The sequence below is a fragment of the Marinobacterium sp. MBR-111 genome (assembly GCF_040547585.1).
GTDB classification, from domain to species: Bacteria; Pseudomonadota; Gammaproteobacteria; order Pseudomonadales; family Balneatricaceae; genus Marinobacterium; species Marinobacterium iners.
Genome location: NZ_JBEPQA010000021.1, coordinates 68201 through 79611 on the forward strand (window position 1 = coordinate 68201; position 11411 = coordinate 79611).

Sequence of the window (11411 nt, forward strand, 5' to 3'; positions counted from 1 at the left end):
AAGCAAGCAACGTGCCAGTAGCGAAAAAAACCCGTGATGGGTGGCTTTGGGAAAGTTCGGACAGTTTCAGGGAGGCAATATACAGCGGCAAGCGGCAAGGCTGTACCGCTACAAATAGTGCCGAGCGGCAAAGGGCGGCAAGACTGCCGCTCAGTTTTCAGATTGCCTGGTAGATAATACCGGGGCGGCAGTGGATCATTTTATACAAGTCAGACAGGCCTGAGAGAGACTCGGAAGCACCCAGCAGCAGATACCCCCCCGGGCGCAGCTGCTTGTGCATTTTGCGCAGGATTTCGAGTTTTACATCTGACGAGAAGTAGATCAGCACATTGCGGCAAAAAATCAGATCAAACTGCCCCAGTGAACTGTAAGGCCCAAGCAGGTTGAGGCTTTGAAAGCGCACCCGGCTCTTGATGTGGGGTTTGATACCCCAGCTGCCGGTGGGTGATGACTCAAAGTAGCGGTGCAGCCGCTCCTGAGACAGACCACGCCCCAACGCCAGCATTTCATATTCACCCCGTCGTGCCTGATCCAGCACCGTGGTGGAAATATCAGTCGCCAGTATTTCTTCGCCGGACGAAAAAGCCCCGGCATGACTCTGTTTGAACTCGTCAATCACCATACTGATGGAGTACGGCTCTTGCCCGGTGGAGCAGGCCGCAGACCAGATTCGCAGCTTCTGAAAGCGACTTTTCTCATGCAGCTCAGGCAGAAGCTTATTACGCAATATTTCGTAGGGATGAATATCACGAAACCAGAGGGTTTCGTTGGTGGTCATGGCGTCAATTACCTGCTCTTTCAGGCTGTTGCCACCCGCTCTGCCAAGACGTGCCACCAGCTCACTGAGGCTTGAACACCCTTGCTGCTGCATGATCTTGCCCAAGCGGCTTTGGACCAGGTACTGCTTGTGTTCAGCCAGCAGAATGCCGCAGCTTTTTTCAAGAAAGCTGCTGAACTCACGGAATTCCGCTGGTGTAATACTAAAGCTGCTGCTCACCCGGAGACGCTCCCCGTCAGCCTTGTTCGACCTGACGGATACGGTTGACTACCACTCCGGCCAGATCGTTCGGGTTGAATTTGGCCAGGAAACCGTCGGCCCCTACCTTTTTCACCATCGATACATTGAAACCGCCACTCAGTGAAGTGTGTAGCACCACATGCAGTTTAGACATGCGCTGGTCTTCACGGATCATGGAGGTCAGGGTGTAGCCGTCCATTTCAGGCATTTCGATATCAGAAATCACCATCAGGAAAAAGCTTTCAACATCCACCCCTTTTTCGACCAACCCTTTCAACAGATCAAGCGCCTGACGCCCATTGTTGGCAATCGAAACCTTCACGCCAAGGTCTTCCAGGCTGCGCTGCATCTGATTGCGCGCCACGGCCGAATCATCGACGATCAGAACGTGGCGCTGGCGCGCGCGGGCGCGATCATCCTGAGTCGCTACTTCATCGCTGACATCAGTGGACATCGGGTACAGGTCCGCGAGGATCTGTTCTACATCCAGAATCTCAACCAGCTTGCCTTCGTACTCGAAAACAGCCGTCAGGTAGTTCTCGTTACCGATCTCTTTCGGCGGGGCCATGATCTGGTCCCACTGAGTATTCAGGATACGGTCAACCTTGCGCACCATGAAGGCAAGCGTACGGCGGTTATACTCGGCCACAATCAGGAAGGTTTTGGGCAGATCCTCTTCCGGGATCGGCCTGCGACCAATCGCTTCAGACAGATCAAGTACCGGGATGGTTTCGCCGCGGATATGCGCCATCCCCTTGATTGCACTGGTCTGGCGCGGCACTTCAGTCAGATCCGGACACTGCAGCACTTCTCGTACCTTGAATACGTTAATGCCGTAGCGCTGATTGGTTTCCAGCCCGAAAAGCAACAGTTCAAGACGGTTCTGACCGACCATCTGCGTGCGCAGGTTTACAGTATCCAGGATCCCTGACATGATTTAACCAACCCCGAGGTCGCTAACAATGAGTTTCGCCCGGCTTCGAAAGCCAGGACACCCGCGTGAATAATATCAATTTAACACCAGTTGCCACTGTTTTTGCCATAGTCTGCATCCTGATGCTGCCTTTTTCGGCCTATGCAGATGATACCGCAGCACGGATCAACTTGCAGGTGACTGAAGCCATTAAACAACACTTGTTGTCTAAAGTACCAGACAGCCGGGTCGAGGTCAGCCTGAACCCGGTAAATCAGCACCTGCAACTCGCACCCTGTGAAGCTCCCGTTCATGTAACACTGCCCTTCCACAGTGGTGAGCGCATCACCGCAAAAGCCAGTTGCAGCACACCACGCTGGAGCCTTTTTGTCACCGGCCGAGTTAAGCAGTATAAAGCGATTGTGGTCGCTGCAACGCCAATCGTCAAAGGCAGCCGTATAAGCGCCGGGAAATTGCAGCTGCGGGAGCGCGATATTGCCAGTTTGTCAGGTGATTATTTTTACCGTCAGCAGGATGTCGTCGGAAGTCAGGCCCGCATCAGTATCAGCGCCGACACTCCGATCACCCCCCGCATGCTGACTCAGGCAAACGCCGTCAGCCGAGGCGATCCGGTGATAATCGAGGCATCCCGAGGCGGCGCTGTCATCCGTACCGAAGGGACTGCACGCGAAGACGGACGTATTGGCGACATAATCGATGTCATCAACAATCGCTCAGAGCGACAAATCCGTGCACGTGTAGAAGGCGGCGGTTTGGTTCGCGTTCCATGATCTCCGGTTAGCAGCCACTGGCCTGTTCCGCTATACTGCCGATTAATTCACTAATGTAAAAAACCTTAAAGTTTTACTCAGGGCGACCGATACCCTTGCATAGAACTGATTGCGAGGTAATTTAAAATGGCTATCGATTTTCCCGGCCTGTCTCCCGCCCAGTCGGCAGGCAACCGAGGTAAAGTCAGTGAGCAGCAGACCCAGGCCACCGGCAACAACACCGGAAACAAGCCTGCAGACAATACACCTGCTCGGAGCGACGACACTGTACGTATCAGTGATACAGCGCAAGCGCTGCAGCGCTCTGTGGGCGAAAACAGCGGAAACGCAGATGTGGACAGCGACCGTGTCGCTCAGATCAAGGCAGCCATCGAAGATGGCTCCTACAAGATCGATAATGAGCGTATCGCCGACCGTATGCTGCAGCTTGACAGTTTACTCGGCTGATAACTGATGACTGACCAGCCCGTCAAGGATATCAGTATCCAGTTTGGCGCCCTGATCGACCAAGGCACTGCACTATTGTCACAGCTGCAGACACTGCTCGACACAGAACTAACTGCGCTTGAGACACGCGATCTTGAACATCTCAAACAAAGCAACCAACAGAAACAGGAATGCCTGCTGGGACTTGATCGCAACATTCGTGAGCGCAATGATCTGCTGACAAAGCTTCAGGTTGAAACCAACCGCGATGCTGTCATTGTCTTCATCCGTACCCTGCCCGCGCCCGCCAGCGAATTGCTGGAGCAGGCGTGGCAGCGCCTGGAACAGTCACTGGAACAGGTACGCGTGCTAAATCAGCGCAACGAGCAGACGTTGGTACGCAGTAAACAAAATACTGACCAACTGCTGGCATTACTGCAGGGGCATGCCCAAGGCAACTCCATTTATGACCAGAAAGGTGACAAGGGTCGCTACGAAGGTCAACGCAGGCTGGGTAAAGCCTAGAAAATTTGGACTGCTGGCGGTAGAATCCACAGCCTTGAAATGCCTCAGTAGCTCAGTTGTATAGAGCAGCCCCCTCCTAAGGGGCAGGTCGCAGGTTAGAGTCCTGCCTGGGGCACCAATTAAATCAATCAGTTACGTAATTTAAACCGCTCTAGATTGATCAAAAAACCACCAAAAAGCAAAAGTGCACCAAGGTGCGCACCAAGGTTTGGTCCTTGCTTAGCAATGCAGACCTTTTTCTCTTCATGCTCCGTTATCGGTCGATAACACAGCTTTATTCAGAATATTTTGTAAGTGCGTGCCACTTCTGAGCATTCATCTCTTGACAGCTTTAGCAACAACTTCAGTCCAGTCTTATCTTTGATCCTCCTCTACAATCTCCAGCGGCACTTAGCTAACATGACTACTTAAGGATCACTAGCATAGAAGGGAGAGATACGGTGCTGGACTTTGGTAAGCTAAATACAGGACTAAGTACAAATCAGACGGACCCACGAAAAATTTTCACAACGTTGAAGCGTGACGCCCGCTTCAAGCGCCCGTTAGATGAGCAGGCGGATGTCCTAGATGAATGGTACTCACGCAGAACAGCCAAAGATTTGACCATTAAAATGAACACTGGAGGAGGCAAAACAGTAGTAGGACTTCTCTGCCTTCAAAGCTCACTCAATGAGAATATCAAACCCGCCGTATACATTACTCCTGACAATTTCCTGGTCGAACAAGTTTGTAAGGAAGCGAAAGCGTTAGGAGTCTGCACAACTGTTAACGAGAAAGATCCTGACTTCATAGCTGGCCGCTCCATTTTGGTAGCCAATGTCCACAAGCTCTTCAATGGTCGTTCCGTATTTGGTGTCGCCGAACAAAAAATACCAATTGGAAGCATCGTAATAGATGATGCACATGCTTGCCTTGGCGTCGTCTACGAACAGTTCTGTATCCAATCGACCACCGGCAGTCCAGTCTATGACGGGCTCCTTGAAATATTCGAAGAGGAGCTTAAATCACAGTCTCCATCAGGTTTACTTGATATTAAAGCTCACGACCCAAGTATTGTCATGACAGTTCCGTACTGGGCTTGGCAAGCTCGCCAAGATGATGTTGTCAGGCTATTACATACGAACAGGAACGAAGACGAACTGAAATGGAACTGGCCATTACTTAACGAATGTATTCCGCTCTGTACTTGTTTTTTTGGGGGAAGCCGGCTAGAAATTGTCCCACGATTTATTCCAATAGACAGAATACCAGCTTTTGCATCCGCTAAACGGCGAATCCATATGACGGCAACACTTGCCGATGACACCATTCTGGTAAGTCATTTCAAAGCTCTCTCTGCTGAAGTTGGTCAACCAATTCGTCCAAAAGGCGGCGGCGACATTGGAGATCGGATGATCTTGGCTCCGCAAGAGATAAATCCTGACTACACACCAGAGGATGTCCGAACACTCGTCTCTGACATTGCCAATGAGCGCAATGTAGTAGTGATAGTCCCGTCCCACAAAAAGGCAACCTTTTGGGAGGGTGTTGCCAGCCAAACTTTAAATAAAGACACCATTCGCAACGGGGTTGACCGCCTAAAGAAAGAGCATGTTGGCCTAACCGTACTAATAAACAAGTATGACGGTATCGACCTTCCTGGCACTGCCTGCGAACTTCTTGTCATTGATGGGCTTCCAGAAGTTTACGGTTTAAGCGAGCGCCTTGAAATGCAACTTCTCGATGGTACTAAAAGGCAACTAGTTCAACAGATACAAAGAATCGAGCAAGGTATGGGGCGCGGCGTGCGGTCCAGCGACGACCATTGTGTTGTTTTATTACTTGGAGGGCGGTTGACGCAAAGATTACACCAACCAGAAGCAGAGCAAACATTCTCATCCGCAACCCGTGCCCAAATAGAACTAGGAAAAAGTGTGGCTTCTCAGATACGTGGAAAATCTCTTGAGGAACTGCGCCCCATACTAGATTTATGCCTAGAACAGGACGATCAATGGGTAAACGCAGGTAGAAATGCCGTAGTAAATGCTCCTCCCATCGATGGAGGACATTTAGATAGTAACCAAGTCCGGCTTAGGGAAGCTTTTGATGCAGTACGTATTGGTAGGCATGATCTAGCAACTAGAAAAGCTCAGGAGGCAGTTAATGATACATTAGAGGACAAGGTTCAGGGCTATCTAAAACAACAGCTAGCCGAATATACGAATTTCAGCGACCCGGCAAAGGCTCAAGAACTTCAATTATCTGCTTTAAGCCTCAATCAACGGCTGCTTAAGCCAGTTGCGGGCGTCACCTATAATAAGCTCAGCGCGCCATCTGCAGGTCAAGCTGGAGCAGCTTCTGCGTTTATGGAAAAGTTCCTTGAGGGCAATGACCTTGCCATTTGGATCAACGGGCTAATCGATGATTTAGACTGGGGAGAAGAGGGCAGCAAACGCTTCGAGGCAGCAATGAAAGACCTAGGTAGCTTTCTTGGCTTTGGATCGGAGCGCCCCGAAGAGCAAGTCGGCCGAGGCCCTGATAATCTTTGGGCTCTTGGAGATCTCAAATACCTGGTGATCGAATGTAAAAGTGGTGCAACATCCGCTGCAAAGATTTCGAAATCTGACACAAACCAGCTCAGCGGATCAATCAACTGGTTTCATGACAAATATGATAATACCTGCTCGATGACACCGATTATGGTTCATCCAAAGACTATTTTCGAACATGCAGCCTCCCCACATACAGACATCCGAATAATGAATGGAAAGAGCTTGCAAAAACTACGTAGTGCAATCCGTGCTTATTCCGTATCCTTAGCTACTTCTGGAAGTTTCGTGGATACGGGGACAGTTGAAAAGCAGCTCAGGCAACACAAGCTCTTATCTTCAGATATAGTCCCGCAATACACGGTTCCTCAAGGTTCGAAATAGGCGTTTATCATGGTATAGACTGACGACCCAGCAGAGCTGGGGAGTATATGCTTTAAATGCGAACTCCTCAGCTTTGCCCCATCACTTCATATCTCAACCTTCTTTATGAGAGCTCTAATCGCATCCACCCCGTCCTGCTCAAACAGGATATTCCACTCTGCCAGCTGCTCCTCCGTCACGGGTTTGCCCTGGTCATCACGCCAGTCCCCCAGCAACGTTGCTTTGGGCGTATTAGAGATCAGGAAAGCATCCAGCTGAACATTGGCATTGGCCGGATTTTGCTGAATCAGATCCGCTTCCATACCCTTGATCGCCTTGTGGAACTGAACCTTTGGGCTCTGCGGCGTATGGTTACGCAGCCCTTTCGGGTCTACGAATACCACATGCTGTTTGCCATCTCGAATCAGCCAAAGGATGAAGTCCGGGTAGAAACCACCATCAACGAAGACGCCTACAGCGCCCTGACCTGTTTGGTTACGCAGCAAGTAAAGCTCATAGCCATCAAATACATCCTGCTCCCAGACCGCCTGCAGATCCTTCACAAACTGGGCTTCCCCCTTGTTCAAGGCAACAGGGCTCACTTGGAAGTCCAACCCCTGGGTAGCCGCTACCAAAGGCTGGTAGAAGTGGCGCTCGCACCAAAGGAACTCCAGCCCTTCCAGAATCTTGTTCTGCCATTCGGCAACATCGTTGGCCAAAAGGTGGCCGCGTAGGTTGTCCAGCTGCTTGATCAGAGACCCATGGCGTTTGGTATCTAACGTGAGCGTATAGCTACCATTGGGCGATCGCTCGCTGACACCAAAGAGATACTTGGTATTCTCGGTAATGGGACGGTATTCCAGCTTGTCAGCTTCCCATTGCTTGCGACGATAGCCATAGAACATCTCGCAATATTTACGCAGCAGGGCCGAGGCCATTTCCTGCCATAGTTCTAACTTGCTTAGGTCACCCAGTTCCATCACCGATTCAGGCGCATAGAGCTCATACCAGCTTGGATCCTCTAACAACTGAATGACAGACTCCTGAGTCACTGTCAGGTTTGACCAGCGTTTATCCCGTTTAAAGGCCAGCAAGTCAAAGTACAGCGCTTCCATATCCAGCAACAACCGGTGTTCCGGCCTTAGCTTTTTGCCATCGCGCTTAACCTGCTGTTCACCACGCTTATCTGTGGCAAAGGCCCCTACACGCGGGTAAAAATCCAACTGTACGCGGGGCGGATCGCAGAAGTACTGATACGCAGCCTGGTGTCCATTTTTGAGAAAGGCGCTGGGTGGTAACAGCTCGACCTGTTCAGCCAACTCTTGGAATGCCATCCCCGCTCCCCCTATTGCCTTACCGGCAATGGAGGGCTTGAGGCGAATCACTGGCAGGTTATTCGGCAAGCTGCTCATCGGTACCAGCGGCATTTCGTATTCGATCAAGCCTTCATTGACCGGAATCTCTTCATCCTCAAGCTCTTTGCGGAACTGGGCGATGTAATCCGCCTTCACACCAAAGAGGTTCAGAGTCTCCAGAATCCCGATATGCTGCGGTCGCTCCAACCCCGCCTGCTTGAGCTCATTGATCAACTCGGCTGAACGTTTCAGCGTTGTCTGGAAGCCTTTCAGACGGACCCCACGGCCGAACAGCTGGATAATCTGGGCCCCTTCATTCTTGCCCACATTCATCAGCGTCATGTTGGATACACGCCAGCTACTCCAGCCTTCGGTAAACTTCTTCGAGCCCAACAGCAGGTTAATCTGTGAGTCGTCGGCATTGATGGTATTGAACAATGACGAGCTGAAACGGGCATCCTGCACATTCAGATCGTGCGACTCACAGAGTTTGACCAGCTTCGCATCATCGCCCACGTTGATCACGCCAAAGGGCTTGTCTGAAATCCCGCCACGTAGCGCAATCTCCCCTGCAACCCCCATGATGTTCTCAACATAGAGATGACCACCGCTGCAATGGAACACACGCTCAAGGATATCCAGGTATATATCAGCAGGCTGCTGGTCCAGCTCTTTCAGGTAGTTGAAGCGACCATCCAGCAGGTTACGGCCACCAGCCGTTTCCATGCCCTTATTGAGCAGGTGTTCAATTGCATTGATCGTTTCGGCACGCTGACTGATCACACGGTCAAGGAACGACAGCACCTTAACCGTATCCGAGGCTTCCCCCGTACTCAGATTGGCCGTTACCTTTGAGCTGACAAACACCCAGAGTGGTCGTGCCAGATTGAAGCGCTTAAACAAATCGGGCTGGTCGTCAAACAGGCGCAGCTGCTGGTAATAGCTGAGGAGCGACGCCACCAGATATCGGAACTCATCACCCGCATCCAGGTTCTTTTCCAGGTTCAAAATCTGAGATTGCTTACCGTAACCATCGCTGTAAAAGTGACGGTAGGAGTAGTCGAACAGAATTGACTTGGTATACACCTGACGCAGGTCTTCGTGCTGCCCACTGGACTGCGCAAAGGTTGCCGAATACTCGAAAGAGAAGCCCTGGGCACAGAGCCTGCGACGATACTCCAACCAGGTCCCGCCTCCACTTGCCGTCCCACGGTGTCCTTCATCCACCAGCAGTAGGTTGTTGCCGCCAAAGCTGTCCACGGCAACAGTCTTGTTGTTCTCACTCTCACGAAGCTTATTAACGTCGATTACCAGTACAGGGTTTTGAGCGTAGAACATGTCTCCTGTAGGGCCAGTCGCACGGCTACTGAATTCAGCTGCTGCGATGCCTGAAGTCTTCAGCTCTTGCAGATGCTGACGGGTCAGCCCTTCATTTGGCGTCAGCAAAATGATCTTGTTGATGTTCTTCGCCTTGCCAAAGCGTTTCAGGTAATAGCGGAACTGCTGAATATTGGCGTGCATGAGCAGGGTTTTACCGGAGCCGGTCGCACTCCAGAACGCAATCCTACTCAGCTGCGGCCAGAAATCGTCATCCGGGTTCAGCAGTTCAAGCGGCTTATGGCTGTAATTTTTCTCATCCAACCAGTGCTCGTTCCAGCGCTGGATCTGCTCATTCAGCGCCAACAGTAGCTCTTCAGGACGCGTGAACAGGTAATCCAGATAGATCTCTGTAAACAGCAGCGCCAGGTACTGGAAGTACTTCCATTCCAGCTCAGTTTCACCGGCACTGGCACGCGCCAGATTAATTTTGTCAGTGATCAGTTTGATATGGCGGTCATAGTCGAGCAACTGTTCTTCTGTCAGCTTGACTTGGCCCGTCGCAATCTGGCCAGGGCCATTATCAAAGTTCTGAATGATCGCTTCGATAATCCGGTGAACACCTTCACTGTTACGCCCCGTTACATCCCCCATCAGCTGAAAGCGATCACGGAAGACTTCCAGGGTTGCGGCTTCGCGCTGGTCAGTATCACCCACAGGGTAACGCCCTGAGACCGACTCAAAGCCGAACAGGGAAAACAGCCACTGGTTCAGCACCAGGTGGTGCCGAAACTCCAGTGTTTGCTTGGCGGCTTTTTTGCCACGAACGCCACCCGCCTGGGCTGACGCTTTTGTCTTGGTTGTTGCCATACCGCCTCCTTACAGCTCACCCGATTCGGTATTGGCAAACATCAAACGATGGAAGGCTTCTTCGATCAGCTGGACTCGAGCCTCTTCCATCAGCTCACCTCGACGGTTTTTCGGAATGGCAATGTTGTGGTCTCCATTCACATAGTGGATATCCACTTCATCATCCTGGCTGCTGGTCAGGCGGATATGGAGCTTCTCGATCAGCACAGCATCCAGCACGGCATTGTCTTTCAGCAAGCCCTTCTCGTCCTTGGCAATCACCGACGGCAGGTTACGCCATACAACCAGCACCTTCTGGCCAGCACGATTAACACCATAAACGGTACGGAACCACCAAAGGCGCGCACGCTGAGCATCGTTCATTGCCTTGAGATCTTCCGCATTGACGCGTTTCACTTGCGCCTGCCAACGGCCAAACTCACCCTGGGTGATTTCAGCATCAAACCAGATGGGCGCAGCGATATGCTCCACTTCCAGGCCCAGCAGGTAGTTGAAGGTCTCCAGCAGATCGACGTTTACCGCTTTGGTTTCGTCACCGCTGGCTGAACGCACATTGAGCTGGTATGCCGTCGGATCAGTGAACAACTTGGTATCCAGCAGAGACGCTGAACCACGCGTCTCCACCTCCAGCATGTAGTTCATTACGTAGCTTTGACGTGCAGCATCCAGCTCGGAATTTTCGTGCGCTTCCAGCAGGGTTTGCTGGCCTTTGCTGCGATGCAAGGCAAGGTTACCGAGGGCGTCTTCGTAGCTTTCTAGACGGATGTATTTGAAGCAGTGAGAGACACCATTGAAATTCCCTTCAGTGCCTGCAACCGGAGAGCCCGCTTTCCAGACATCGGTGTAAGTTACTTTCTGAACTCTAGGCTTAAGTATTGAGTCGAAATACTCACCCATCTCTGCAAGTATGTATTTTCTTTTTCCACTATCAGTTCTATTCAACTCAATAACTGCTTGAGCAGTTGTTCCAGAGCCACCAAAAAATCTAGTACTAGTGATTTAGGGTAAGTAGCACCAGCTGCCTTCAAACAGTCAAAAACCAAACCCTTAGCTTTTGGAAAATCAAAATCGTTTTTTGAGAATAAATTCTTCAGCTCTGCTGCACCATAATTTGATGAAGCATATTCTTTTTTATCCCACCATGTAGTTGGTGCAGAGTCCTCATCCATTCGAGTTTTGAAGTCAATGGATATATTACCATCAGCATCACGCCTAGGGAAGCTACGAATAAGTCCGATCCAAGGCTCTGAAATGTCGTTATCACCGCCTCAGAGGCGAAAATTCAACACTTTTAACCCTTTTTAA

Annotated in this window: 9 protein-coding genes and 1 tRNA gene; 5 read left to right on the forward strand and 5 right to left on the reverse strand. The window is 51.0% G+C overall.

What is annotated here, in order from left to right; translation table 11 throughout:
• Positions 1-157: 157 nt before the first annotated feature.
• Positions 158-997 (reverse strand): CheR family methyltransferase, encoded by an 840-nt coding sequence (locus tag ABIE61_RS14145; protein WP_091822558.1) that lies wholly within the window; start codon positions 995-997, stop codon positions 158-160.
• Between the two features lie 16 nt (positions 998-1013).
• Positions 1014-1952 (reverse strand): chemotaxis protein CheV, encoded by a 939-nt coding sequence (locus ABIE61_RS14150; RefSeq protein ID WP_206838975.1) that lies wholly within the window; start codon positions 1950-1952, stop codon positions 1014-1016.
• A gap of 65 nt (positions 1953-2017) precedes the next feature.
• Between ABIE61_RS14150 and flgA the strand changes: the two genes are divergently transcribed.
• The 5 genes from flgA (at position 2018) to ABIE61_RS14175 (ending at position 6585) form a co-directional block, all read left to right on the forward strand.
• Positions 2018-2722, forward strand: coding sequence for a flagellar basal body P-ring formation chaperone FlgA (gene flgA, locus ABIE61_RS14155; RefSeq protein ID WP_354410576.1), 705 nt, complete (start codon positions 2018-2020; stop codon positions 2720-2722).
• Positions 2723-2848: 126 nt separating this feature from the next.
• Positions 2849-3169: a flagellar biosynthesis anti-sigma factor FlgM gene (flgM, locus tag ABIE61_RS14160; RefSeq protein WP_206838970.1), complete on the forward strand. Its 321-nt coding sequence runs from the start codon at positions 2849-2851 to the stop codon at positions 3167-3169.
• A 6-nt stretch (positions 3170-3175) separates the two neighbouring features.
• Positions 3176-3673, forward strand: a complete 498-nt coding sequence (locus ABIE61_RS14165; protein WP_354410579.1) for a flagella synthesis protein FlgN — start codon at positions 3176-3178, stop codon at positions 3671-3673.
• Positions 3674-3714: 41 nt separating this feature from the next.
• Positions 3715-3791, forward strand: a tRNA-Arg gene (locus ABIE61_RS14170).
• 322 nt (positions 3792-4113) lie between these two features.
• Entirely contained in the window at positions 4114-6585 is a 2472-nt protein-coding gene (locus ABIE61_RS14175) for a helicase C-terminal domain-containing protein (RefSeq protein ID WP_354410581.1), read from the forward strand.
• 86 nt (positions 6586-6671) lie between these two features.
• Here the strand turns inward: ABIE61_RS14175 and ABIE61_RS14180 are convergent, their stop codons facing one another.
• From ABIE61_RS14180 to ABIE61_RS14190, 3 genes are read right to left on the reverse strand one after another with little or no spacing between them, the layout of a single operon-like run.
• A complete protein-coding gene (locus ABIE61_RS14180; protein ID WP_354410584.1) occupies positions 6672-10106 on the reverse strand; it encodes a DEAD/DEAH box helicase family protein in 3435 nt (1144 codons plus the stop codon).
• Positions 10107-10115: 9 nt separating this feature from the next.
• Positions 10116-11048 (reverse strand): hypothetical protein, encoded by a 933-nt coding sequence (locus tag ABIE61_RS14185; RefSeq protein WP_354410586.1) that lies wholly within the window; start codon positions 11046-11048, stop codon positions 10116-10118.
• Entirely contained in the window at positions 11045-11275 is a 231-nt protein-coding gene (locus tag ABIE61_RS14190) for a hypothetical protein (protein ID WP_354410589.1), read from the reverse strand. Before ABIE61_RS14190 ends, ABIE61_RS14185 begins: the two co-directional genes overlap by 4 nt.
• Between the last annotated feature and the right edge of the window lie 136 nt (positions 11276-11411).

Bases quoted from the DNA above. Each gene is read 5' to 3' on its own strand.
- ABIE61_RS14150 (WP_206838975.1), bottom strand. From the start codon at position 1,952: ATGTCAGGGATCCTGGATACTGTAAACCTGCGCACGCAGATGGTCGGT.
- flgM (WP_206838970.1), top strand. From the start codon at position 2,849: ATGGCTATCGATTTTCCCGGCCTGTCTCCCGCCCAGTCGGCAGGCAAC.
- ABIE61_RS14165 (WP_354410579.1), top strand. From the start codon at position 3,176: ATGACTGACCAGCCCGTCAAGGATATCAGTATCCAGTTTGGCGCCCTG.
- ABIE61_RS14180 (WP_354410584.1), bottom strand. From the start codon at position 10,106: ATGGCAACAACCAAGACAAAAGCGTCAGCCCAGGCGGGTGGCGTTCGT.
- ABIE61_RS14190 (WP_354410589.1), bottom strand. From the start codon at position 11,275: ATGGATGAGGACTCTGCACCAACTACATGGTGGGATAAAAAAGAATAT.